This window comes from Winogradskyella sp. PC D3.3 (assembly GCF_054366245.1).
Genome location: NZ_CM135962.1, coordinates 2,354,973 through 2,381,636, shown reverse-complemented (window position 1 = coordinate 2,381,636; position 26,664 = coordinate 2,354,973). Strand labels below are relative to the sequence as shown.

Sequence of the window (26,664 nt, the reverse complement as noted above, 5' to 3'; positions counted from 1 at the left end):
TCTTATGAATGTTTTTGATTATCTGTTTGAAACGTCCAAAAATCTTGATAAAGATTTCTTATTAGGCACAAAAGAAACAGCCTCTTTTAAAAAATTATATAACGATAGCCTAAATATTGCATCCTATTTAAACGAAACTATTGGAAAAGGCAAAAACATTCTATTAATAAGCTCTAATTCTGCTTTCTTTATAACCGCATATTTAGGCATTTTAAAATCAGGAAACACGTGTGTTCCAATAGATTTTGCCGTTGAACAAAGCAATTTAGATTACATTATTGACACCACAGAATGCAAAACTATTTTTGTAGATAAAATTGCGCAACGCAAATTAGAATGCTCTTCAACGATTAATCTTGTAGACGAAACAAAACACACACAACTAACTAGCAACAAGAAACATACAACAACCACCTCTACAAATTATTTAAACCCAATTGCAGAAATAATATTCACTTCTGGTTCCACAGGAAAACCAAAAGGAGTTATGATTAGTCATCACAATATTATATCTAACACCAATTCTATTATTGAATATCTTAAGCTCACCTCTAAAGATATTATGGAAGTTGTATTACCATTTTATTATTGCTATGGCTTATCATTATTACACACCCATTTAAGAGTTGGAGGTTCAATTGTTTTAAATAATAATTTCATGTTTTTAGGAACCGTTATCAACGATTTAAAGAATTATAACTGCACTGGCTTTGCAGGAGTACCTAGCCACTTTCAGATTCTACTAAAAAAATCACAATCCTTTAAAACTGAAACGTTCCCAAGTTTACGATACGCAACACAAGCAGGAGGAAAACTACATTCCGTTTTTATTGATGAATTCACCACAGCATTCCCATCTAAGGAATTCTACATCATGTACGGACAAACTGAAGCTACCGCACGCTTATCTTATTTACCTCCAGAATTCATCAAAACAAAAACAGACTCCATAGGAAAAGCCATTCCAAATGTTGAATTAAAAATTGTTAATGAAAAAGGTGAAATTACCAAAACCAATGAAGAAGGCGAATTATTAGCGCGTGGTGAAAACATCATGCTAGGGTATTACAAAGACGAAACAGCAACAAACTTAACTATAAAAAACGGTTGGCTCCACACAGGCGACTTGGCCAAAACCGACAAAGACGGATTTATCTACATCGTCGCTCGAAAAAAAGAAATCCTAAAAGTTCGTGGCAAAAGAGTAAGCCCTAAGGAAATTGAAGAAGTAATTCTATCTATACCTGAAGTCATAGACTGTACAATCTCTGGTTTTGACGACAATCTTTTAGGCGAAGCCATACAAGCCACAATTACACTAAACACAAACCATAATGAAGACCAAATAAAAGAAAACATACTTCAAAAATGTGCTAAACATTTAGCAGCTCATAAAATTCCTCAAAAATTTGTTTTTAAAAACACTATACAAATGAGTGCCACTGGTAAGAAAAAGTGTTAAGAAAATCACTAAAACTACAAATATTAAATTTGACAACGTTTTGAGATAAAGCACCTTATTAACGAAAACATTTTCCTGTCATATCAAATTAAAATCTTTGCACCTTTTCACACCATTAATTTATTTTCAATAAAATAATCAAAGAGCCATTTTGAACTTTTACTTTATAACGAAATAGTTTAATTTCGTTCTTATGAGTGTGAATTTACAAACTCCCATTGATTATCTCAAAGGTGTCGGCCCAAACCGAGCGGATTTGTTACGCTCAGAATTAGGCATTCAAACGTATCAAGACCTCATAAATCTTTTTCCTAATCGTTATATAGATCGTACCAGATATTATAAAATAAATGAATTACAGCGTAACAATGCTGAAGTTCAAATCGTTGGTGTCATAACCGGATTTAAAGAAGTGGCCCAAAAACGAGGCAAACGCCTAGTTGCTAACTTTAGAGACGACAGCGGAATAATGGAACTCGTTTGGTTTAGAGGTCAAAAATGGATACGAGACAACCTAAAAACAGGTCAACCCTATGTAATTTTTGGAAAAACCAATTGGTTTAATGGCAAATACAGCATGCCACATCCCGAAATTGAACTCAAATCTGAGCATGAGAGCAACTTACGTTCTGCCATGCAAGCCATATACCCATCAACCGAAAAATTATCAAATAAAGGCATCACAAACAAAGTCGTTACCAAAATTATGCAGCAATTGTTTTTGGAAACCAACGGTCGGTTTATTGAAACCTTGCCTGATTCAGTGATGACTGAATTAAAATTAATTCCAAAATCAGAGGCCCTTTTTAATATTCATTTTCCGAAGACTCCAGAGCTTCTTGCAAGAGCTCAATTTCGATTAAAATTTGAAGAATTATTTTACATTCAGCTGCAATTAATTATTAAAAATCTCATTCACAAATCAAAAATCAAAGGCTTCTCCTTTGATAAAGTTGGCGACTATTTTAACACCTTTTACAAAAACCATTTACCCTTTGAATTAACCAATGCACAGAAGCGTGTTTTAAAAGAAATCAGACTCGATTTAGGTAGTAATGCACAGATGAATCGGCTTTTACAAGGAGATGTAGGCTCTGGTAAAACTATCGTAGCCTTTATGTCAATGCTCATGGGACTTGACAACGATTTTCAATGTTGTCTAATGGCTCCGACTGCTATTTTGTCAGCCCAACACTACCAAGGAATAAGTGAATTATGTAAACCATTAAACATCAGTGTTTCATTATTAACAGGTTCAACTAAAACTTCAGACAGAAAGATAATTCATGAAAATCTAGAAAATGGGAATTTACAGATCTTAATTGGCACACATGCACTGCTTGAAGACAAGGTGAAATTCAAAAATTTAGGCCTTGCGATTATAGATGAACAGCATCGATTTGGAGTCGCCCAACGGAGTAAGTTATGGCATAAAAACGAATTACCTCCCAACGTTTTAGTGATGACCGCCACTCCAATTCCGAGAACCTTAGCCATGTCTGTATATGGTGACTTAGACATCTCTGTAATTGATGAATTACCAGCAGGTCGAAAACCTATAAAAACAGTACATCGTTACGACAATAATCGCCTAAAAGTTTTTAAATTCATGAAAGATGAAATCGCTTTAGGAAGACAAATCTATATTGTCTACCCCTTAATTCAAGAGAGCGAAAAAATGGATTATAAGGATTTGATGGATGGTTACGAAAGTGTCTCTAGAGAATTTCCTATGCCAGATTATCAAATTTCGATTGTGCATGGTAAAATGAAACCTGCCGACAAAGATTACGAAATGGAACGTTTTGTTAAAGGTGAAACTCAAATAATGGTAGCCACAACCGTCATTGAAGTTGGTGTAAACGTCCCAAACGCTTCAGTAATGATTATTGAAAGTGCAGAACGTTTTGGCTTATCGCAATTGCACCAATTACGTGGTCGTGTTGGTCGTGGTGCCGAACAGAGTTATTGTATTTTAATGACGAGTCATAAACTGAGTCAGGATAGTAAAACTAGACTAGAAACCATGGTTCGCAGTAGTGATGGTTTTGAAATCGCTGAAGTGGATTTAAAACTGCGTGGCCCTGGTGATATTATGGGCACGCAACAAAGTGGTGTTTTAAATTTACGAATCGCAGACATTGTTAAAGACAAGGATATTTTAGAGCAATCCCGCTATTACGCTAAAAGTATTCTAAAACAAGATCCTAGCTTAGCTGCGCCTGAACATAAAGTTATTTTGAACACTTACAGACAAATGAGCAAATATCGCAATATCTGGAACTACATTAGCTAACTAACACGTTTACAAGATCATTACTCAATATTTAATACAAATAAAAAGAGATACTTTATAAAAAAGTATCTCTTTTCGCGCTATCTAACCATTTACCCAACGGGTAAATTTCCTTTTTTCTATTGTTTTAATTGGCTCAGAGCTTCACCAATAATAGTATTACCTTCCAAAATTTCGAATGTTGTATTATATGGCGCATCATCATTTAAAGATTTAACGAGGGTTTGTGCCACATCTGCCCTACTAATCTCACCTCGTTTATGTAATTTTTCTTTTAGCTCTATAGTTCCTTTACCTTCGTTATTAGTTAAAGTTCCTGGTCTTACAATGCTGTATTTAAGCCCACTGTTTTTAAGGTGGTCGTCTGCATTTTGTTTAGCTTCTAAATACGCTTGTAATTCTTCTGAAGCTTCAGGTTGATCTGCCCCCATTGAACTCAGCATCACAAATTTATTAACATTCGCCATTTTAGCAACCGCTATTAAGCGTTTAGCGCCTTCCTGATCCACTTCTATTACATTTTTCCCACCAGAACCAGCAGCAAAAATCACTTTATCCACACCATTTACAGTATGCGTTAAATCTTTGGTTAAATCTGCAAGCACCGTTTCTACTCCATCGTCCTCAAATTGCTTTTGTTGCACTTCTTTTCGCACCATAGCAATTGGATTAAAATATTGTGATGCTTTTAGAAGATCAACAACCTGTTTTCCTGTGGCTCCATTAGCACCAGCTACTAATATATTTTCCATAATTTGATTATTCTTTATTTACTATTAACATAAAACGCATAAATCACTCCTGGAAACCAACCTATTAGGGTAAGCAAAATACTAATTAAAAATTCGGTTCCTAAACCGTGTTTTATAAACACAGCCAATGGCGGCAAGAGAATAGATAAGATTATAGTTAATAAAGACATTCGTTTGTTTTTTTTGGTTCAATACAAAATTAGGATAAAGGATTATGGTCTATTGACTTGAATACAACTTATGTTAGCGCATATTAAAACAAACAAAGTTTGCTCCATATACTCTCAAAAAAAACTTAGCAAATGTGATAAATGTCAAATTTCATTTCAAAAACCAATCGTAATTTCACGATAGACAATAAAAAACAACCTAATACTAATTAGAAAATCATAGCTGACCTAAAGCAAAACACATAACCGGTGAAAAGAAATTTAGACCCCATAGAATACAAAGAAAATACCGAGGCTTTAGCAAAATTTGCAAAGGCCTTAGGACACCCAACACGCATTGCCATTTTAAAACATCTTGAAAGACAATCTTGTTGCTTTACTAGTGACTTGGTAGAGGTATTTCCTTTAGCACAATCTACAATTTCTCAACATCTTAAAGAATTAAAAAACGCAGGTTTAATTCAAGGAGAATTGAAACCACCAAAAATAAAATACTGTATTAACCAAAATAACTGGAAGATTGCAAAATCACTATTTCAGCAATTTTTTGATTGATATTTTTTTAATAATCAAATCGTCTATTGGCGATAAACAAATTCAAACATTATGAGTAAAGTAATTAAAATACTAGGCACAGGTTGTCCAAAATGCCAATCATTAACAAGAGTTGTTTCAGAAGTTGTTTCAGAAAACAATATTGATGCCTCCATTGAAAAAGTTGAGGATATTATGGAAATCATGACGTACAACGTTATGAGCACACCCGCATTGGTCATCGATGATGTTATCACAGTAAAAGGCAGAATACCTTCAAAAGAGGAAGTAATAGCACTTTTAAACTAATTAAATTTCATGTTTATGAATTATCAAATCCAAGCGTCTTCAACTTCAAACGACGACGCTATTGTTCATATTAAAGAATCCTATATTGATTTTGGTACAACCTCAAAAACAACCAAAACCTTACCCAATCCTGCAGAGCTATTTTTAAGTTCATTTGCTGCTTGTATATTAAAAAACGTAGAACGTTTTTCAGGAATGATGAAATTTAGCTACAACAAAGCTACAATTACAGTGCACGCAACACGATTAGAGCATCCACCACGGATGGATAATATTGAATATAGTTTAACTATTTACAGCAACGACAAAACATTAAATACAGACTTACTTAAAAAAAACATAGAAAAGTTTGGCACAATTTATAATACTGTAAAATTATCGAGTACCATCTCAGGAACCATTATTACTAAAGAAAATGTTTAACTGGGTTCAAAATATTGCAGATTGGTTGGTCTATCATGTTTTTAATTTAGATAAGGGTCAACATTTAGCTGAAGCCCTAAACTTCTTTATTTACGACACTACAAAGATTCTGATTTTACTTTTTGTTATCATCTTTTTTATGGGAATTGTGAATAGTTATTTCCCTATCGACAAAGTTAAAAATTACCTGTCAAGAAATAAATTATACGGTTTAGAATATCTTATGGCAAGCTTTTTTGGTGTTGTAACACCGTTTTGTTCTTGCTCTTCTGTTCCGTTATTTATAGGCTTTGTACGTGGAGGAATCCCATTAGGTGTCACCTTTGCTTTTTTAATTACATCCCCTTTGGTTAATGAAGTTGCTATTGGACTTTTTGTTGGATTGTTCGGAATAAAAACCACCATTATTTATGTGATTAGCGGTATTTTATTAGGAACCGTTTCAGGTGTTATTCTTCAAAAATTAAAACTAGAGCGACACTTAACCCCTTGGGTAAAAGACCTTTTAGCAAATGCTCAAAAAGATCAAGATACCTTTATTGCCGAAAAACAAACCTTAAAACAACGCTTACCTGTCATTTGGAACGAAGTCCTAAAAATACTTAAAGGCATTATACCTTATGTTATTGTAGGTATTGCCATTGGAGGCCTTATGCACGGCTATATTCCTGAAGGCTTTTTTGAACAATACATGGACAAAGACAATCTTTTTGCGGTACCTATTGCTACCATTTTTGCAGTCCCTATGTATTCTAACGCCTCAGGCATACTTCCTGTCGTTCAAGTATTAGTTGCTAAAGGTATTCCTTTAGGCACTGCAATCGCTTTTATGATGGGAGTTGTAGGTTTATCCTTACCCGAAGCCATGCTTTTAAAGAAAGTAATGACCCTAAAACTAATAGCCATCTTTTTTGGTGTTGTCACGCTTTGCATCATCATTTCAGGATATGTATTCAACCTATTGTTATAACCCATAAATCATTTAAAAATGACAACTAAGATTCACGAAAACAAACTAAAATGAGTAAAATACTAAAAATTTCACCCCTCTTCACCATTGGTTTAATACTCACAGCTTGCAACAAACAAGACAAAAGTAAAGAACAGGCCATAGACCAATCTGTTTCAAAAATTGAGATTTTAGACTTCCACTCTACCCACAGATGCATGACTTGCAAAGCCATTGATGCTAATACAAAATATACATTAAACACTTATTTTTCAGAATTATAATTGAGCTGTATTATGTTTCCATTTTCACAAAACTATTGGACTAATCGACCTAATACTGAGAACAAATTATAATCATATGTGACCGCTTATTGAAAACTAAAAAACTATTGATTACAAGATCGTTTGAAAGCAAACATTTATAAAATTTGCCCCTTTAGTGTTTTAAAATTGTTAATAAGGCATTTAAACGGCATGGTATCATTAATGTTAAGCGAACCTCCCTACTCCTTCAACAATTTACGAACAAATCCTTCAAATTCAGCCTTAAACTCAACATACTTTTCACCCGTTGCTGGACCATTAAATCCGGTATGAATCTTCCGTACCTTGCCTGATTTATCAATAAAAATTGAAGTTGGATACGACAACACATGGTTTAACATCGGTAGTTTCTCTTGCGCTTTAGCTTTATCTGAAGTTCCGTATTGCGCCAAAAGGATAGGGTAATCTATACCTACGTTTTCTTGCAAACGATCTATTCTACTAAAAGCATCTTCTCTTGTTTTAGCATATTCAAACGCCAGAGCTACAATTTCAATGCCTTCATCTTTATTCTCTTGATAGAATTCTGCGTAATATTTACTTTCATCTAAACAATTAGGACACCAAGTTCCCATAATTTGCACAATCACAACTTTGTCTTTAAAACGATCATCTTTTAGAGCTATTAACTCATCTGAAGTGTTTGGAAACTGAAAATCAATACCATCATAACCTTCTTTTACAAACGTAAGGTTATTAGCACTTGGCAATTCATAAGTAGCATTGCGTTTGGCTATAAAAGGTTCTTTCCAGTGGTTACCAGAATAAAAATAGCCTTCCATTGTAGAATCGGTAACGGTTGCTGTAAATAAAAAGGCATGAGCTCCATCAAACGTAGACAGCTTCATTATATCTCCATCCATTACTCCTTCTAAATAACGGTAATCACCTGTTGTAGTTCTAAAGGTTCCTGTGACTTTTCCCCCTTCTTGTTTAAAAATCCCTTTGGCCATATATTCGTCATCAACAATGCCTTTACTAAAAACGGTTTCCCAAATACCAGTACTATTTTGAGATGGCTTCGATTTTATTTTAAAACGCTTATCATCATTATAAGTGGCAGAAAACGGAACAACACGATCTAAACTTTCTTTAATAAAGCTACCTTTAAGGTTATACCCTTCAAATTTTGCAGCAATATAACCTTCAAACACAGGTAATTTAATAAAAACAGAATCATTCTTATAGGTAATCTCATTAACGTCAATGACTTCTTCCGCGTTAAATAGTTTGATAGCACGAGCGGATTCTACTTCAAAATTAAAAGGTAACTCCTGCTCATCTTGCACTTCTAAAACGGCTCTATACATCCCTTTTTGCAGGGTTTTAGGTGTAATTTCTGTTTTACAAGAAACCAATATAAGGATGGCCAAAATGCTTAAACTATTCTTCATATAATACGGTTCTATTCTAATTAATTGCTAAAAATCGTCATTTGGAATGATTTTTCAATATAAACTTCAAAAAGCGATGTTTTCAACAAGCGCTACATCATTTTTCGTAAACCAAGCAGAATACAAACGCTCACGACCGTTGAAATTGTTTTTTTTAGTCGTGTAAAAACAAAAAACATACAATGTTAAAATCAATTCTAAATTTTATCCTTTCACATTTTATTACAAATCAACTATTACTATCTTTGCAGCTTGAATAAATTGATACTATGAAGATTTCATACAACTGGCTTAAACAGTTTATAAAGACCGATTGGGACGCTGAAAAAACAGGCGAATTACTTACGGATCTTGGCTTAGAAATAGAAGGCATTGACACATACGAATCTGTAAAAGGTGGGTTAAAAGGTATTGTTGTTGGTGAGGTTTTAACTTGCGTACAACACCCAAACGCTGACCGATTAAAGGTAACAACGGTAAATATTGGTGCCGATGCTCCGGTACAAATCGTTTGTGGCGCTCCTAATGTTGCAGCCGGACAAAAAGTACCCGTGGCAACCATTGGCACAACACTTTACACTGAAGAAGGTGAAGCGTGGACCATTAAAAAAGGAAAGATTAGAGGTGAAGAAAGTTATGGTATGATTTGCGCCGAGGACGAACTAGGACTTGGAGAATCGCATGATGGCATTATGGTTTTAGATGCCGATGTAAAAGTTGGTACACTAGCTGCAGAGCTTTTTAAGGTAGAAAATGACGAGGTTTTTGAAATAGGCTTAACCCCTAACAGAGCAGATGCCATGAGCCATTATGGTGTAGCGCGCGATTTAAAAGCCGGTTTATTACAAAAAGAAATCTCATTAGAACTCATTACTCCTTCTGTAAGTTCTTATCACGTTGATGCTAGAGCTTACAAAGTAGATGTCGATGTACAAGACTATGAAAAAGCTCCACGTTATTGTGGTGTTACTATTTCTGGGGTTAAAGTTGAAGCCTCTCCTGCTTGGTTGCAAAACCGTTTAAAATCCATAGGTTTATCTCCTATTAATAATATTGTAGATATTACTAATTACGTCTTACACGAACTAGGACAACCTTTACACGCTTTTGATGGAGATAGAATTTCTGGCAATAAAATAGAAGTTAAAACCTGTGAAGCTGGCACAAAATTTACAACTTTAGATGGTATTGAACGCGAATTGCACGAAGATGATTTAATGATTTGCGATGCAAAAAAACCAATGTGTATTGCTGGTGTTTTTGGAGGCCTTGATTCTGGCGTTTCAGAACACACTTCTCGTATATTCTTGGAAAGTGCTTATTTTAATCCTGTAAGCGTGCGTAAAACAGCAAAACGTCATGGACTAAATACAGATTCTTCTTTTAGATTTGAACGTGGTATCGATCCTAACCTTACGGAATATGCTTTAAAACGAGCAGCTCTACTAATCTTAGAAATTGCTGGTGGAGAAATCACAAGTGATATTGTAGATACTTACCCAAAGAAAATAAAAGATTTTGAAGTAAGGTTGAGTTTTGACAATGCTAAAAAATTAATTGGTGAGACCATTCCTGAAGAAACAATAAAAAGCATTTTATCGTCTTTAGAAATTAAAGTCAATAATGTTACTGAAGCTGGTTTAGGCTTAACTGTACCAGCTTATAGAAATGATGTACAGCGTGAAGCTGATATCATTGAAGAAATCCTTAGAGTATACGGTTATAATAATATCGCAACAACAACGAAGTTAAATGCTTCTATTTCTAACTCATCACGTTTTGAAGATTATAAACTTCAAAATATTATTGGAAATCAGTTAGCATCTCAAGGTTTCTTTGAAATTATGGCGAATTCATTAACCACGCCAAAATATGTAGAGTTAACTGAAGATTTAAAAGCTGAGCATAATGTAACAATGCTTAATCCGCTAAGTAATGATTTAGAAGTTCTGCGACAGTCATTACTGTTTTCAGGATTAGAAGCGGTAGCCCATAATATTAATAGAAAACGTGACGACTTAAAGTTGTTTGAATATGGTAAAACCTACCATCAATACACTGAAGCCCGCGAAGAACACAAACACTTATCTCTTTTTGTAACAGGAAACAAAACAGAAGAACGTTGGAATAGTTCTGCAACCCCTAGTGATTTCTTTTATTTAAAAGGCACCATTGAAGTGGTTTTACAACGTTTAGGCTTAACACGCTTAAAATCCACACCTAATAATTCTGATGTTTTCAGTGAAGGCATGAGCTTTTCTATAGGAAATAAAAAAATGGTTGACTTTGGCTTGGTTAAAAAATCAGTTTTAAAACACTTTGGTATTTCTCAGAATGTATTGTTCGCTGATTTTAACTGGGATAATGTTATTGAAATGGCTAAACACAATAAAATTAAGTTTAGTCCTATTTCAAAATACCCTTCAATACGACGCGATTTTGCACTGTTATTAGATAACAAAGTAACTTTTGAAGATATTCACACTATAGCCAAACAAACCGAAAAACATTTGCTTAAAAACGTGAATTTATTTGACGTTTACGAAGGCAAAAATTTACCTCATGGTAAAAAGAGTTATGCGGTGAGCTTTATATTTCAAGACGAAAACAAAACGCTAAACGATAAACAGATTGATAAAATCATGTCCAAATTACAATCTAATTTTGAAAGTAAGCTTGGTGCTGAATTGCGATAACAATTTATAATTATCAAAACAAAAGCCCTTAAGCCATATGGATTAAGGGCTTTTATATATCTATAACCCGCTAAATCTATAATATTAATTTCATACCTTAAATAACACAACCAAAGTAACAGCAACGCCAAGAATAATTCTAAATATTATTCTTTATTTAAGGGTAATGCGCATAAAAGTTGGTATTTTTAACAAACATAAAAAAACAAACCATGGCAAATATAACATTAGGTGGAAACCCAATAGAAACTACAGGTGAATTACCAAAGGTTGGTACAAAAGCACCAGATTTCACACTTACAGCAACAGACTTATCAGCAAAATCTAATGCAGACTACAAAGGCAGTCGTTTAGTATTAAACATTTTTCCGAGTGTAGACACCGGTACTTGTGCGCAATCGGTTAGAACGTTTAATGAAAAAGCAAGCACATTAGACAATACAAAAGTATTATGTATTTCTAAAGATTTACCATTTGCTTTAGCTCGTTTTTGTGGAGCCGAAGGTTTAGATAACGTAGAAAGTCTTTCAGATTTTAAAACCGGAGATTTTGGAAACGATTACGGTATCACTTTTAAAACAGGACCTTTAGTGCCTTTATTATCTCGCTGTATTGTTGTTATTGACACTGATGGTACGGTTCTGCACACAGAACAAGTTGCCGAAATTAAAGATGAGCCCAACTACGACAGCGCATTAGCTAGTTTAGCATAATTACCGAATGCTAAAAAAAGAATCATTTTTAATTAATAGAATAAAAAGTATAGGCTTTGCTTTTAAAGGCATGCTTATACTTATTAGAACTGAAGCCAGTATCAAAGTTCAATTATGCATTGCATTAGTTGTAACTATTGCTGGCTTCTATTTTAATATTTCAAAAACAGAATGGATTGCTCAAGTCATAATGATTGGCTTAGTCATGAGTGTTGAAGGCATAAACACAGCCATTGAAGCAATTGCAGACTTTATACATCCAGACTATCATAAAAAAATCGGATTAATAAAAGATGTTGCTGCTGGTGCAGTTTTTATGGCATCCATCACAGCAGTGATAATTGCTGGTATTATCTATCTTCCAAAACTTATTTAAAGCAACAAAAGGAGTTCTAATAAGTTTTAAAAAGCTTAAATTTAATTCGTGTTTCCATACCAAAATGGCAAAGAGAAACGTTTCATATTTGTATTTTTGTTCCTTTTAATTTTAACCACAACTTTTGAGTATTACAATGAAATCATTATTAACAACGTTTTCTATTATATTGGTTCTTTTAAGTTGCAATGCAAACGATAAAAAAATAAGTTCTACCGAAATTGATACCACTAAAATTGATACCACTAAAATTGATACCGCTAAAATTGATACGTTAAAAACAATCAAAGCTCCTTTTAAAGACATTAATAAGGCTCTTGTATTAGGTAAGTTTGATTATAAAACAGACACTATGTTCACTAAAGTGAACCCTGAACATTCAGCAAAAACCATTTACCTTAATAAAGCAGTCTATAAAGCTTTTTTAGACATGAATGAAGCAGCTAAGCAAAACGGTATTACGTTACAGATCGTATCTGGAACTCGAAATTTTGTTGAACAAAAAGCCATATGGGAACGTAAATGGAATGCTTATTCTAATCTCAAACCTTTACAACGCGCTCAAAAAATACTAGAATACAGTTCTATGCCAAGTACATCACGTCATCATTGGGGAACCGATTTAGACTTAAATAGTTTAAGTAATTCGTATTTTAGCACTGGAAAAGGAAAAGCCATCTATGATTGGCTAAGTGCAAATGCTAATGATTTTGGATTTTATCAAGTTTACACTAGTAAAGACAATGGTAGAACAGGTTATAATCTTGAAAAATGGCATTGGTCCTATTTACCACTTGCAAATCACTATTTGAACTATTATAATTCAAATATTACAATTGCAGATATTACAGATTTTAAGGGTTTTGAAATCGCAAAGGATTTAAATGTTATAAACGATTATGTAAATGGCATTTCTCAAAAAGCAAAAAATTACAATTAAATAAATAGACTTCTGAAATACTCAGAAAGCAAGCATGGCAAAAACAACAACAAAAAAGAAAACCACCACTAAAGCGGCACCGAAAGCGAAAGCGAAGACTAAGTTAAAAAAACCTTCACTTAAGTTATCGAGTCAACAAAAACTGATTGTTGGTAGTTTTCTTATTATTATAGGGGTATTACTCTTTATTTCATTCTTATCCTTTGTTTTTACGGGTAAGGAAGATCAAAGTGCACTTCATAATTTCCCAGAACGCTCTGTTGAATACAAAAATTGGGCGAGTCAACTTGGTGCTTGGGTTAGCGAATTTTTTATTACCAAAGGGTTTGGTTTACCATCCTTTATATTTGCTGGTTTATTATTTCTTTCAGGTATATATGTCGCTTTAAATTTAAAGAAGTCAAAATTAAGAAAACACTGGATTTGGGGAACACTCATTGTGATTTGGCTTTCTATACTTTTTGGATTCTTTACCCACAAATATGATATTTTAGGAGGTACAATTGGTTTTGAAATGAACCTATTTATTCAAGATTATATTGGTAAAGTAGGCACCATACTTTTATTGCTTTTTGGGTTAATCATCTATTTAGCAATTCGATTTAAAGTTACAGGCGAATCCATTGTTAATAGTTTTAAACGTGCAAAAACGTCTATAAAAGAAGATTTACAATCTGAAAAAACCACAACCAAGCCAACAGCTGTTTTTGACAATAGTTTAACCGAAGAAGCTGAAGCCATTAAATCAGCTTTAGACATTCCTTTAAAAAAGGCAGAACCGACCATTACTAATCACTCTAAACCAGAACCTGAAATTGAAAAGGATTCTAAAGTTGAAGTGTTACAAATGGAAGTGACTGAAAAACCTAATGAAGAGACGATTGATGTTCCTGAGTTAAAAATGGAAGTCGAAACTGTTGAAGAAGAAAAATCAGAATCCGATAATTTAGCCGATAAACTCGTAGAAGATTTTGGTCAATTTGACCCTACTCTTGAATTAGGAAAATTTCAATTCCCAACCTTAGACTTATTAAAAAAATACGATAACGAAGGTATTTCTATTGACCAAGAAGAGCTAGAAGAAAATAAAAATAGAATTGTTGAAACCTTAAACAATTACAAGATTGGGATTGCGAGTATTAAAGCGACTATAGGACCAACCGTTACCCTTTATGAAATTGTCCCAGATGCAGGGATCCGAATTTCAAAAATTAAGAATTTAGAAGATGACATAGCCTTATCGCTTTCAGCGTTAGGTATTCGTATTATTGCACCTATTCCAGGTAAAGGAACGATTGGCATTGAGGTACCCAATAAGAATTCAACTATTGTATCGATGCGTTCTGTTATTGCCTCTCAGAAATTTCAAAAATCTGAAATGCATCTACCGATTGCCTTTGGAAAAACCATTAGTAACGAAACCTTTGTTGTGGATTTAGCTAAAATGCCACACTTATTAATGGCAGGTGCCACAGGACAAGGTAAATCCGTAGGTTTAAATGCGGTACTAACCTCTTTATTATATAAAAAACATCCTGCAGAAGTTAAATTTGTTCTTGTTGATCCTAAAAAAGTAGAGTTAACGCTTTTCAACAAAATAGAACGTCATTATTTAGCAAAACTTCCCGATAGTGAAGATGCTATTATTACCGACAACACTAAGGTTATCAACACCTTGAATTCGCTTTGTATTGAAATGGACAACCGCTATGAAATGCTTAAAAATGCATTTTGTAGAAATATTGCAGAGTACAATACGAAATTTAAAGCTCGGAAACTGAACCCAAATGACGGTCACGCCTTTTTACCGTACATTGTTTTAGTTGTGGATGAGTTTGCCGATTTAATTATGACGGCTGGTAAAGAAGTAGAAACCCCTATTGCTAGACTAGCGCAATTAGCACGTGCTATTGGAATACATTTAATTGTAGCCACGCAACGTCCTTCTGTAAACGTAATTACAGGTATTATTAAAGCCAATTTCCCTGCACGTATCGCATTTAGAGTAACAAGTAAAATAGATTCGCGTACTATTTTAGATGGCTCAGGAGCCGATCAATTAATTGGTCGTGGAGATATGCTTTATACACAAGGAAACGAATTGATTCGAATTCAATGCGCCTTTGTTGACACACCTGAGGTTGAAAAAATAACAGAATTTATTGGCTCTCAGAAAGCATATCCAGAAGCCCATTTATTACCAGAATATGTTGGTGAAGAAGGTGGCACAAATCTTGATATAGATATATCCGATAGAGATAAATTATTTAGAGAAGCCGCTGAACTTATTGTAACAGCACAACAAGGTTCTGCTTCTTTATTACAACGTAAATTAAAATTAGGATATAATAGAGCTGGTCGAATTATTGATCAATTAGAAGCTGCTGGTATTGTTGGTAATTTTGAAGGCAGTAAGGCCCGTCAAGTATTAGTGCCAGATTTAGTGGCTTTAGATCAGTTGTTAGAAAATGAACAACAATAAATTAAAATTTTAGTAGTTAACAAAAATATCATTTTATAATATTCAAAAAAACAGAAACAAATACGAATGAAAAAATTAATTATTATTGCATGTATTGCTATTGGTTTTAGTGCTTTTGCGCAAAATGACACTAAAGCAGAAACCATGTTAAACGAAGTTAGCACAAAAATTAAAAGCTATAAAAATATTAGTTTAGATTTTAAATATGAATTAAATAATATTAGCGAAAATATTAAGCAAGAAACCCGTGGTGATGTGGTCATTGAAGATGAAAAGTACAAACTTAACATCCTAGGTATAACTAGAATATTCGACGGAAAAACATTATACACAATTAGCCCTGAAGACGAAGAAGTAACTATTTCTTCAGATAACACCGATGACGAAAGCACTATTACGCCAAGTAAAATGTTATCATTTTATGAAGATGGGTATGCCTATAAAATGGACATCATTCAGACCATAAAAGGAAGAAAAATTCAGTACATTAAATTGAGTCCAATAGATACCAATTCTGAAATAAAGCATGTCTTATTAGGCATTGATGCTACGACAAAACATATCTATAATTTGATTGAAGTTGGTAAAAACGGAACAAAAACAACATTAACTGTTAATTCTTTTAAAACCGACCAACCTATATCAAAAACCTTATTTACATTTGACAAAAGTAAATACGACGATTACTTTATCAATAAAATAGATTAAGGCTAAACTTTATTTTTGTGAAAATATTAGATAGGTACATACTTATCACATTCTTAAGGACGTTTTTTAGCGTCTTTATTATATTCATGTTCATCTTCATTTTACAAGGGGTTTGGCTATACATTGCTGAACTTGCTGGTAAAGATTTAGATGTCATGGTGACGGCAAAATTTATTTTGTATTACATGCCAAAGTTAATTCCTTTGGTAGTGCCCTTAACCATTTTATTATCTTCTATAATGGTTTTTGGAAATTTTGCAGAAAACTATGAGTTTGCTGCCATGAAATCAACGGGGATTTCATTGCAACGGGCCATGCGTAGTTTAAGCGTATTTATTGTTGCTCTTGGAATTGGTTGCTTCTTTTTTGCCAACAACGTTATTCCTTGGGGTGAATATAATTTTTACAACTTAAGACGTAATATCGCCAAAATGAAACCGGCCCTTGCAATTGCAGAAGGTCAGTTTAATGAAATTGGTAATCTTAATATTAAGGTCGACAAAAAAACAGGAGATCGTGGTCAGTTTTTAGAAGGTGTTGTTATTCATGAAAAAAGTGGCACACGAAGAGGTAATTATAAAGTTATCATTTCAGAAAAGGGAGAACTTAAAAGCAGTCCAGATTCTAACATTCTTCAACTCGAACTGATTAATGGAAATTATTACGAAGAAATTATAAGTAAAGATGTTCGTAAGAATCTTAAGAAACCCCATGTTAAAAGCTATTTTGATAATTACATTACTAATGTAGATTTAGAAATATTAAATTCTGAAGACTTAGACGAAAAGAGTCATTCCGACCGCTACAACATGCTAAATGTAAGTCAACTCAATAAAGTCATTGACACCTTACAACAAAAACGTAAAACGGATTATAAAAATTTATCAAATACGCTGTTTAATAGAAGTACTTATGCCTCATTAAATATCAATATTGATACGAGTAAAACAAGAGATACGATTTTAAAAGATTCAATTTTTAAAACTAAAAACCTTTTAGATTTTTATAAGACCCCACAAAAAATTCAGATTCTAAATTTAGCAGTAAATTCAGCCAATAGTACAAGGCAAATTCTAGACTCAAATAGAAAAAATTTAGAAAAAAAACAAGTTTTATTAAACAAGCACATTATTGTATTGCAGGATAAATTTGTTTTAGCCTTTGCTTGTATTATTCTCTTTTTCGTTGGTGCACCACTTGGTGCTTTAATAAGAAAAGGTGGCCTTGGCTTACCAATGGTTATTGCCATAGTCCTATTTCTAACCTATCATTTCTTTGGTATTTTCGCAAAAAACAGTGCAGAGAAAGGTAGTTTTAGTCCCGTTATTGGTTCATGGCTTTCTACAGCCGTAATGCTACCGTTAAGTATTTATCTAACCACACGTGCTACGAACGATAAAGGTGTATTTCAGTTTGATGCTATTATTGTGCCATTAAAACGATTATTCAATTCAAAACAAAAGCTTCAACTTTCTGAAAGTGATACTAAAGTCTATAATTTTTATTCAAAATACTCAATTGAAGAATTGATTAGTATTATAAAGAAACAAGACGATTTCGATTTAGATAAAAAACCAAAAGAGATTGCGCTTCATAATTTATTAAATCGTAACATTTCACTAGAAGGTTTAAAGTCTGAAGGTTTAGAAATACCAAATAATCTAATTAAAGCTAAAGCCTTACTCAAAAACTACAACGCTTATTCAAAAACAGCATTGATAGGTTATTGTATTGGTGCTATACTATTAGTATTACATTTTGTATTTAAAAACAATAAGCTTCCGCAACTTGCAGATTCGGCATTAAGTATAGCCCTAATTGGATCTCTATTTTTTGTAATTTATGTAATTGTTAATGCCTTTATATATTCAAAATTCTATAAAACTATTAATCAAAAAGGAAAGCAAATTAATCCGTTAATTCTCATACTAACCCTTCCAATATATCCACTAAAATATATTATTGTAAGGAGTAGAATTTCTCAAGACTTCTACTTCAGCTGTCTTCAAAATATAAAATAAACGTATCTTTGCAGCGTCTAAAAAAAAGCACCATGATAACAACAAAAACCAAGAATACACAAACCAGTCTAAATACTATTGAAGAAGCAATAGAAGACATAAAACAAGGTAAGGTTATCATTGTTGTTGACGATGAAAATCGTGAAAATGAAGGTGATTTTATTGCAGCATCGGAAGCGGTGACTCCTGAAATGATAAATTTTATGGCAAAACATGGTAGAGGCCTCATATGTGCACCTCTAACTGAAGACCGCTGTGAAGAACTCGATTTATCAATGATGGTACAAAACAATACCGTTCTGCATCATACACAGTTTACAGTTTCTGTTGATTTAATTGGACAAGGATGTACAACAGGTATTTCAGTTCATGACAGAGCCAAAACCATAAAAGCTTTAGTTGGTAAGGATACAAAACCGCACGATTTAGGGCGTCCGGGACATATATTTCCTCTAAAAGCTAAGAATGGTGGCGTTTTGAGACGTACAGGACACACGGAAGCAGCTGTTGACTTAGCGCGTTTGGCAGGATTTCAACCAGCCGGTATTTTAGTTGAAATTTTAAATGAGGATGGCACTATGGCAAGACTTCCTCAATTATTAAAAGTTGCAGAGAAATTTAATTTAAAAATCATCTCAATTGAAGACCTTGTAGCCTACCGTATGGAGCACGATTCTTTAATTGAAAAGAAAGAAGACTTCAATATTGAAACACGTTTTGGTAAATTTAGACTGAGAGCTTACCAACAAACGACTAATAATCAAATTCATATTGCTTTAACCAAAGGTAGCTGGTCTAAAGACGAATCCGTTTTAGCACGAGTTAATGTGTCTTTAGTCAATAATGATATCCTTGGAACGTTAACCAATAATGCAGATCAGAAATTAGACAATATGTTTAATGCGATCAATACCGAAGGAAAAGGAGCTGTTATTTTTATTAACCAGCAAGCAGAATCAATGAATTTATTAAATCGTCTGTCTATTTTAAAAGATAATCAAATCGAAGGAGAATTAGTAAAAGCACCTAGCTTAGGTATGGATACTAAAGATTTTGGTATTGGAGCTCAAATACTTCACGACCTTAAAATTAGCAAGCTTAAACTATTATCAAACAGCCTCCAAACCAAACGTGTTGGTATGATTGGTTATGGTTTGGAGATTGTTGAATATGTAGAATATTAATTTAATAGGCGTTTATTTAACAACTATTTTTTTGGTTTCAACTTGGTTTCCAATTTGGATTTTAAATAAATAGATTCCAGATTCTAACTTAGAAACATTAACCTCATCAGCACCTTTTAATACTTGCACTTGTTTGCCTAAGATGTTATAAACTTCAATACTATCTATTGGGGTATTTGATACAATATTAACTTTGTCTGTTGCTGGATTTGGATAAATAGAGATTTTTGATCCCTCTAAATTAATATCCGCAATAGATAAAGTCGCTTGACTACTATCAAAAGTGTCATTAGGTAATTGTGTAAATATAAAATTATCGCAATCTGGTGCAGCAAATGGGTTTCCTGTTGGTATATTATCACCACAGGCAGTAAAAAATTGATCGAGATAAATTGGTCCTTCTTCAAATAATACCATAGGGTCTTCATTACTATCTGTAAACTCAATTTTCATGTGAAAGAGTTTTGTTGGTATTTCTGTTACATTATCTCCTGTGAACGTAGAGGCATCAAAAGCTTGAGAAAAAGCCCAAGAAACTCTAAAGTCAGTATTGTCATTAACCGTGAATTGATTGTATATTTTTGCAGCGTCTGTGGCATCAATACCTTGACCACAGATATAGTCATCTGGATAAGTAAATTCTATTTTATTATTTGCAGATACATTTTCTCCAAATGCTGCCGTATTATATGTAAAATATAACTGCCCTGAACCTAACTTAAAACTCCCCGTATCGTTAATAGTCTGTATGAGTACATCCACTTCGTAAAAATCAGTACCTCCTTCGCTAGTAATAGCAGCATCCGCAAAGGTAAAATGAATGTCTTGCGCAAAAGCATTAAGACTTAGTAGCATTGCCATGCTTAATATAACACTGTTTAAAATTGTTTTGTAATTGTTTTTCATAATGATAAATTTATAGGTTATTTTTTGTTTAAATTTTCTGCATTTCGTTTTGCAAAAAGTAGGCTTCTTGCAAATTGTTCACCTTTTCCTAAATTGGGTATTAGTGATATATTGATATCTGTATTCTGTACTTCACTATTCATATCTAAATCGGCGTTATAATAGCCTGTCAACCCTCGTAACGGCACGACTCCATTTTTATCCGTGTTTTGTATTTGGCCATTTCCATCAAAATCACCAGAAAAAAGTGCATAATTACCATCTCCCATGTTAGCTATACCGTTGGTACCACCTGTTACTAAGACACTATTATTAGTAAGGTTTAAGACTATTGTACTTCCTGATAGGCTTATAGGATTCTCGGTAAGCACTCCTAAATGATTACGATGACTAACCATGACATAGTAACTTCCTGGTGCAACATTGATATTTACTACCGAAGTACCATCAGTAGCAACCACATCACCATCGGCTTGTAAAAGTGCTGAGGTTTCTGCTATTACTGTTGAACCGTCATTGCTATCGCGTATTTCGATCCATACCCAATCGATTATGGCATTATTGCCTGTGGTATCAAAAACCATAGCATTACATGTGGCATTATCTGCATAAGGACTTGTTGTTGGAATATTATCGGTACTACGCAAATCATCATTCATAACACCAGCATTATAAGGACCTTCCAAAAATATTTTAGGATCTAGTTTTATCATTAAACTCATAGGATTAATAAAGCCTTCAGATACCGAAATACCTCCAGCACTTAATTCTTGTACATTAATCTCTCCTATAGTATAGAGCATTTGAATGCCTCCTGCGGTTACGGATGCACCACCAGAATCGATACTGAATTTTTCTATGGATTGTGATTGTACAGCTATACTAATAACAATACTGAAAATGGTAATTATAGTTTTCATAATATGTATATTTTAAAATGGATTATAAGCTCTCCATATGCATGAGATAAAGTTTTATTTTTACTAAATCATTTTTTTAATTGTATGTTTTTTCAAAATTATATTCTATAGGAGCAAATAGATATTACTATTGTAACAAATGTTGTAACGTATGTAACATTGTCTATTTTATTACTTATTAAAGCCTTGCTATCGTATAGTTTCCTTAAGATTTTACTTTTAATCACGTTAGTCATATTGTATTAGATATAACCTTGTCCATTCTTTTCAATGTTTTTATGAATTGATTTTTAACACTATTGCGATTTTAAAGCACTAAATTTCTCAATACTTTCTACGCGGTTTAAAAGCGCTTCCAACTGTGCGCTTTGTTTAGCATTAATCGATTTCTCTGTATTTAATGCGGCGCGTTGCAAAGTAATAATCGCTTGTTGTTCTTGTATGGCTTTAATTAAAACAGGAATTAACTCCGTATAGCTAACGCTTAACGTTTTATCCTCATCATCAGCAGTGTGCACTATGTTTTTAAGTATAGGTTGTACCTCTTGAGCAATTAAACCAAGTGATTTATGGTCTTGTTCTCTGTTTTTCCAATAGTATTCTACAGGATTTAATTCTAAAATGGTTTCTAAACCGTAAGGTAAAGGCGTAATATCTTTTTTCAAACGCCTATCGCTACTATGCACTACGACACCTCCGACTCTAACATCGCCACCATCCTGTTGTAAAAAAAGCGGTGAGGCAACTCCATTATTTCTTGCTATTATCTCATTTTGGTCAAAAACAATGTTAGTTCCTGTTACTTCACCTATAACCATATATCCTGAATTGTTAGTATAACTAGCATCAGATCCATTGGTTATTTGGAATCTTGAAGATGGAGTAGCAGTTCCTATACCAACTTTACCGTTTTTTAAAATAGTAAAAGCATTTGTTTTATTTGCTGAGCTTGTACCAATACCAACTTCGAAAAGACGGTCTGTTTCAACCCAAGAAGTAGCAGTACCTCCACCTACATTATACCTACCAATAGCTAAAGAGGCTAAACTTGATGCTCTAGTGTTTTTTCCCATCGATGTAGAATAATATCCTGATGCATACGTATAACGCCCCATAGCTATAGCAGAATACCCTGATGCTTCAGTAGACTGTCCCAAAGCTGTAGAAAGCAACCCAGATGCTATTGTAAGTTGCCCCATGGCTAAGGAAGAATCTCCTGAAGCTGTCGTTCCTCTTCCCATAGCCATGGAATAATTTCCAGTAGCACCTATAGTTGTGCTTGGAGAATAATTACCACTTATATCTACTGCATTTACACCAATATCTCCATAGTTATTAGAGTCTCGTCCCTTCAATCTCCAACCTGTGCCATTGCCTTCATCAATGGCTTCAAGACCAGTAGCTACTAATTTGGTATCTGCATACTCTTTAGTAATTAATGCTTTGGGATCTGTTATTTCGGATAAATCAAAACTAGGAGCGGTAATCGTTCCGTTTTTTAAAACCGTTAAAGCGTTTGTTCTTAATGCATTACTAGAACCATTTCCAATTTCAAATAAGGGATCTGTAACGACCCAGCTTACTGCATCTCCTCCTCCAACATTAAACTGACCAAGTGCTGTGGAACTAACTGATTGCGCTTTCGTGCTTCTTCCTATGGCTGAAGAATAATACCCTGAGGCAGTAGAATATGATCCCATAGCGATTGAAGAATGTCCTGAGGCTTCTGAATGATATCCCATAGCTGTAGAAGAATCACCTGAAGCCGTAGACGATGATCCCATAGCTGTAGAAGAACCTCCTGAAGCCGTAGACGATGATCCCATTGCTGTAGAAGCCAACCCTGAAGCCGTAGAGGATGCCCCCATAGCTATAGAAGAATCTCCTGAGGCTGTAGAATATGATCCCATAGTTGTAGAAGAATCACCTGAAGCCGTAGATGATGACCCCATAGCTGTAGAAGCCACCCCTGAAGCCAATGTTTTATAGCCCATAGCTATAGCATAACTCCCTGATGCTTCTGTTTCAAGTCCCATGGAGGTAGAAGTCTGACCTGACGCTGTTGTAGACTGTCCCATCGCTACCGAAGTTTGACCCGATGCTTCTGTTTCAAATCCCATCGCTGTAGAACTTAGACCTGATGCTTCTGTAGAATCCCCCATAGCTGTAGAACTATAATTAGACGCTATAGTACCATGCCCCATGGCTGTAGCATAATCTTGAGATGCTGTAGAATTATATCCTGTGGCTGTCGAAGCCTGTCCTGATGCTATTGGATTAAAGCCCATAGCTATAGCATAATCTCCAGATGCTTTAGCATTATACCCCATAGCCGAAGAAGAAGTTCCTGAAGCCTCTGAATAATACCCAGTAGCCATAGAATTATTTCCTGAAGCTTTTGTATAACCACCCATAGCTAAGGAAAAATCTCCTGAAGCTGTCGTTCCTCTTCCCATAGCTATGGAATAACTTCCAGTAGCACCTATAGTTGTGCTTGGAGAATAATTACTACTTATGTCTACTGCATTTGCACCAATATCGCCATAGTTATTAGAGTCTCGCCCCTTCAATCTCCAACCTGTGCCATTGCCTTCATTTAATGCCTCGAGCCCAGTTACGTTTGTTGCCGTTTTTGCATTTATGGCATAAGGCACGGTTTTAAACTCGGTAGTCCCCATATCTACCAAACCAGATCCAGTATTTATTTTAGTGTTTAAAAAGGTGGTATCGCTTGCCCAATCTATCGTTGCGAACGTGCCACTTATAGGTGTACCTTCACCAATATTTACTATAATAAGACCGTTGACGTCAGTCGTTGGTGTGTGGGTTTCTTGATACACATTGGTTTGATCTACACCTTTCAGAATGGTAAATTGTACGGATATTAAATCGTTGGCTATAACATTACCAGAGTTGTCTTTGATAATGGCTTTGTAGTTGATGCCGTTTTGGGCAAAACCAAGTGTTGCGAGTAATAAGGTTAAAATAAGAGTAATAAGTGATTTCATAGTGGTTACTGTTTATGTATCTATCCTTAGTGAGATAAAAACATAAGATGTTAACACGATCTATGAAAAAATAACAATAATTTTATTAAACTACTGATTTACAGGGTTTTTAACAGGTTTCATTGATCTAATGTTTTAAGCATGGCCTCCAACTGTTCAACACGCGTATCCAACGTTTTTAGTTGGGTTAATTCTGCGGTAAGCCCATTTATTTTTAAATCTTGTTGTTTTATAATCTCTTGTTGTTCTTGTATGGCTTTGATTAAGACAGGTATTAAATCTGAATAATAAATTCCAAGACGTTCTGCAGCCTTTTCTTTTTGCTCGCCTGTTTTTTCATCTGTTACCCATTCTTTGTCTATAACCACTTCACTAATTATATCTTTTACATCTTGAGCAATAAGCCCCAATTTAGGTTTACCTTGCGAAAAGTTTTTATTCTTCCATTGATAAGATACAGGGCGTAATTGCATGACTTCTTTTAATCCATAACCTATATCTTCAATACTCTTCTTATCCCTTCGGTCTGATGTGTTAATCGTACCATTTATGGCATACACAGAACTCCAACGATAACTAGAATTACCTAAGGTGGCAATTCCATTGACCTCTGGAGCTATAGTCGAATTTACAAGAATAAGATAGCTGCCTCCATCTTCGAATTCTTCTGCAGACCCAATACGTAAATTACCATTGTCTATATGCAATCTGGCCTGAGGATTAGAAACCCCAATACCAACATTTCCATTTTTTTTTACGGTCATGGCATTGGCTCTACTAACTGAACTTGAACCTATACCAATCTCAAAAACAGGGTCAGTTTCAACCCAACTTTCAGCATTTCCTCCACCAAGATTATAGCGACCTACAGCCGTAGAACTATAGGCCTTTGCTGTAACAAATTGTCCTAGGGCTGTTGAATATGACCCTATAGCATCAGTACTATAACCTAAAGCGGTAGACCCTTCACCTGAAGCATTCGTATTATACCCCATAGCAGTAGAATATTTGCCATCTGCATGGGTGTAATAACCAGTTGCAAAAGCATAATTACTGGTTGCTTCCGTATGTCTACCCATGGCTGTCGCACAATACCCTTGTGCTCTTGTATTGTATCCAGAAGCAAAAGAATATAGACCTATGTAATTGATCTCTCGCTCATGAAAATCGTCATAATAAACCTCATTATTCCAATAGACACTAGAGGCTCCATTAGCCAAAGCCCCTACTCTAAAGGCATGCAAATCTGGTAGCCACATAAGTTTATCTCCAGAACCTAGGGTATCTGCCCCAAATAAGACCCTTTTTTCATTTCCTACATGTAAATTCACTTTAGGACTAATACCTACGCCAATGCCCACTTCTCCATCTCCTGTAATAGACATGATATCACCCATACGGTCATTCCAAAAATTTAAACGATCGTTTATCCCACTATCAGTATCGCCTATATATCCTTGAATAGACCAATTCGTTTCGTTATTAATATTACCTAAATTAATACGAGCATAATCTTGTCCTGCCTCTTGCACTAAAATGTGAGGATTTCCCATTGAACTGTTATGTAAGACTCCTAGCTTAGCACTAAGTACATCACTACCAATTCCAACATTATCGCTTGTGTTATTCACAACAGTACCATTCTTATTCCAATAATTGTCATTAGATTTAAGTGCATTTAGAGCATAAGGCACGGTTTTAAACTCGGTAGTCCCCATATCTACTAAACCTGCTCCTATATTTATTTTAGTGTTTAAAAAGGTGGTATCGCTTGCCCAATCTATCGTTGCGAACGTGCCACTTATAGGTGTACCTTCACCAATATTTACTATAATAAGACCGTTGACGTCAGTTGTTGGTGTGTGGGTTTCTTGGTATACATTGGTTTGATCTACACCTTGTAGAATGGTAAATTGTACGGATATTAAATCGTTGGAAATAACATTACCAGAGCTGTCTTTGATAATGGCTTTGTAGTTGATGCCGTTTTGTGCTAAACAAATTGTCGAAAATAGAACGGTGAAAAGTAAGGTAATGCGTGGTTTCATGGTAATGAGTTTTTGTTTCGTTACCTTGAGTGTGAAAAAAATTGAAG

The 26,664-nt window shown here is 34.3% G+C and carries 22 protein-coding genes; 15 read left to right on the top strand and 7 right to left on the bottom strand.

Features of this window, described 5'->3' with window-relative positions; all coding sequences use genetic code 11:
- Positions 1-4: 4 nt before the first annotated feature.
- Together ACXGSQ_RS10430 and recG are read left to right on the top strand one after the other, a co-directional pair.
- Positions 5-1,462, top strand: a complete 1,458-nt coding sequence (locus tag ACXGSQ_RS10430) for an AMP-binding protein (RefSeq protein ID WP_458626142.1) — start codon at positions 5-7, stop codon at positions 1,460-1,462.
- Between the two features lie 193 nt (positions 1,463-1,655).
- Positions 1,656-3,758, top strand: a complete 2,103-nt coding sequence (gene recG / locus ACXGSQ_RS10425) for an ATP-dependent DNA helicase RecG (RefSeq protein ID WP_458626141.1) — start codon at positions 1,656-1,658, stop codon at positions 3,756-3,758.
- A 119-nt stretch (positions 3,759-3,877) separates the two neighbouring features.
- Here recG and ACXGSQ_RS10420 read toward each other — a convergent pair whose 3' ends face one another.
- Both ACXGSQ_RS10420 and ACXGSQ_RS10415 read right to left on the bottom strand, forming a co-directional pair.
- Positions 3,878-4,510 carry an SDR family oxidoreductase gene (locus tag ACXGSQ_RS10420; protein WP_458626140.1) on the bottom strand — a complete coding sequence of 211 codons (633 nt, stop codon included), beginning with the start codon at positions 4,508-4,510 and terminating at the stop codon, positions 3,878-3,880.
- A 14-nt stretch (positions 4,511-4,524) separates the two neighbouring features.
- On the bottom strand, positions 4,525-4,680 hold the full coding sequence (locus ACXGSQ_RS10415; protein ID WP_458626139.1) for a YqaE/Pmp3 family membrane protein: 156 nt from the start codon (positions 4,678-4,680) through the stop codon (positions 4,525-4,527).
- A gap of 249 nt (positions 4,681-4,929) precedes the next feature.
- On the opposite strand from ACXGSQ_RS10415, the gene ACXGSQ_RS10410 reads away from it, so the two are divergent.
- From ACXGSQ_RS10410 to ACXGSQ_RS10390, 5 genes are read left to right on the top strand one after another with little or no spacing between them, the layout of a single operon-like run.
- Complete coding sequence (locus ACXGSQ_RS10410) at positions 4,930-5,235, top strand: ArsR/SmtB family transcription factor (protein WP_458626138.1); 306 nt, start codon at positions 4,930-4,932, stop codon at positions 5,233-5,235.
- A gap of 51 nt (positions 5,236-5,286) precedes the next feature.
- Positions 5,287-5,523 carry a thioredoxin family protein gene (locus ACXGSQ_RS10405; RefSeq protein WP_458626137.1) on the top strand — a complete coding sequence of 79 codons (237 nt, stop codon included), beginning with the start codon at positions 5,287-5,289 and terminating at the stop codon, positions 5,521-5,523.
- A gap of 15 nt (positions 5,524-5,538) precedes the next feature.
- Positions 5,539-5,946, top strand: a complete 408-nt coding sequence (locus ACXGSQ_RS10400) for an OsmC family protein (protein ID WP_458626136.1) — start codon at positions 5,539-5,541, stop codon at positions 5,944-5,946.
- Entirely contained in the window at positions 5,939-6,916 is a 978-nt protein-coding gene (locus ACXGSQ_RS10395; RefSeq protein WP_458626135.1) for a permease, read from the top strand. Before ACXGSQ_RS10400 ends, ACXGSQ_RS10395 begins: the two co-directional genes overlap by 8 nt.
- A 50-nt stretch (positions 6,917-6,966) precedes the next feature.
- A complete protein-coding gene (locus tag ACXGSQ_RS10390) occupies positions 6,967-7,179 on the top strand; it encodes a hypothetical protein (RefSeq protein ID WP_458626134.1) in 213 nt (70 codons plus the stop codon).
- Positions 7,180-7,400: 221 nt separating this feature from the next.
- On the opposite strand, the gene ACXGSQ_RS10385 is transcribed toward ACXGSQ_RS10390, so the two are convergent.
- The gene (locus ACXGSQ_RS10385; protein WP_458626133.1) at positions 7,401-8,615 is read right to left on the bottom strand and encodes a peroxiredoxin family protein; all 1,215 of its coding nucleotides are present in this window, start codon (positions 8,613-8,615) and stop codon (positions 7,401-7,403) included.
- Between the two features lie 269 nt (positions 8,616-8,884).
- Here ACXGSQ_RS10385 and pheT point away from each other — a divergent pair, with 269 nt between their 5' ends.
- The 8 genes from pheT to ribB all read left to right on the top strand — a co-directional run bounded on the left by pheT (position 8,885) and on the right by ribB (position 19,735).
- Complete coding sequence (gene pheT / locus ACXGSQ_RS10380) at positions 8,885-11,311, top strand: phenylalanine--tRNA ligase subunit beta (protein ID WP_458626132.1); 2,427 nt, start codon at positions 8,885-8,887, stop codon at positions 11,309-11,311.
- A 212-nt stretch (positions 11,312-11,523) separates the two neighbouring features.
- Entirely contained in the window at positions 11,524-12,024 is a 501-nt protein-coding gene (tpx, locus tag ACXGSQ_RS10375; protein ID WP_458626131.1) for a thiol peroxidase, read from the top strand.
- Between the two features lie 7 nt (positions 12,025-12,031).
- Positions 12,032-12,400: a diacylglycerol kinase gene (locus tag ACXGSQ_RS10370; protein ID WP_458626130.1), complete on the top strand. Its 369-nt coding sequence runs from the start codon at positions 12,032-12,034 to the stop codon at positions 12,398-12,400.
- Positions 12,401-12,536: 136 nt separating this feature from the next.
- Entirely contained in the window at positions 12,537-13,340 is an 804-nt protein-coding gene (locus ACXGSQ_RS10365) for a M15 family metallopeptidase (RefSeq protein ID WP_458626129.1), read from the top strand.
- Positions 13,341-13,374: 34 nt separating this feature from the next.
- Complete coding sequence (locus ACXGSQ_RS10360) at positions 13,375-15,822, top strand: FtsK/SpoIIIE family DNA translocase (protein WP_458626128.1); 2,448 nt, start codon at positions 13,375-13,377, stop codon at positions 15,820-15,822.
- Positions 15,823-15,888: 66 nt separating this feature from the next.
- Positions 15,889-16,530, top strand: coding sequence for a LolA family protein (locus ACXGSQ_RS10355; RefSeq protein WP_458626127.1), 642 nt, complete (start codon positions 15,889-15,891; stop codon positions 16,528-16,530).
- A 17-nt stretch (positions 16,531-16,547) separates the two neighbouring features.
- Complete coding sequence (locus ACXGSQ_RS10350) at positions 16,548-18,551, top strand: LptF/LptG family permease (RefSeq protein ID WP_458626126.1); 2,004 nt, start codon at positions 16,548-16,550, stop codon at positions 18,549-18,551.
- A gap of 32 nt (positions 18,552-18,583) precedes the next feature.
- Complete coding sequence (gene ribB / locus ACXGSQ_RS10345) at positions 18,584-19,735, top strand: 3,4-dihydroxy-2-butanone-4-phosphate synthase (RefSeq protein WP_458626125.1); 1,152 nt, start codon at positions 18,584-18,586, stop codon at positions 19,733-19,735.
- A 12-nt stretch (positions 19,736-19,747) separates the two neighbouring features.
- Here ribB and ACXGSQ_RS10340 read toward each other — a convergent pair whose 3' ends face one another.
- From ACXGSQ_RS10340 to ACXGSQ_RS10325, 4 genes are all read right to left on the bottom strand, one after another.
- Positions 19,748-20,641 carry a T9SS type A sorting domain-containing protein gene (locus ACXGSQ_RS10340; RefSeq protein WP_458626124.1) on the bottom strand — a complete coding sequence of 298 codons (894 nt, stop codon included), beginning with the start codon at positions 20,639-20,641 and terminating at the stop codon, positions 19,748-19,750.
- Between the two features lie 17 nt (positions 20,642-20,658).
- Positions 20,659-21,561 carry a hemagglutinin protein gene (locus ACXGSQ_RS10335; RefSeq protein WP_458626123.1) on the bottom strand — a complete coding sequence of 301 codons (903 nt, stop codon included), beginning with the start codon at positions 21,559-21,561 and terminating at the stop codon, positions 20,659-20,661.
- A gap of 296 nt (positions 21,562-21,857) precedes the next feature.
- Positions 21,858-24,569 carry a tail fiber domain-containing protein gene (locus ACXGSQ_RS10330; RefSeq protein ID WP_458626122.1) on the bottom strand — a complete coding sequence of 904 codons (2,712 nt, stop codon included), beginning with the start codon at positions 24,567-24,569 and terminating at the stop codon, positions 21,858-21,860.
- Positions 24,570-24,688: 119 nt separating this feature from the next.
- Positions 24,689-26,617: a tail fiber domain-containing protein gene (locus ACXGSQ_RS10325; protein ID WP_458626121.1), complete on the bottom strand. Its 1,929-nt coding sequence runs from the start codon at positions 26,615-26,617 to the stop codon at positions 24,689-24,691.
- Positions 26,618-26,664 lie beyond the last annotated feature (47 nt).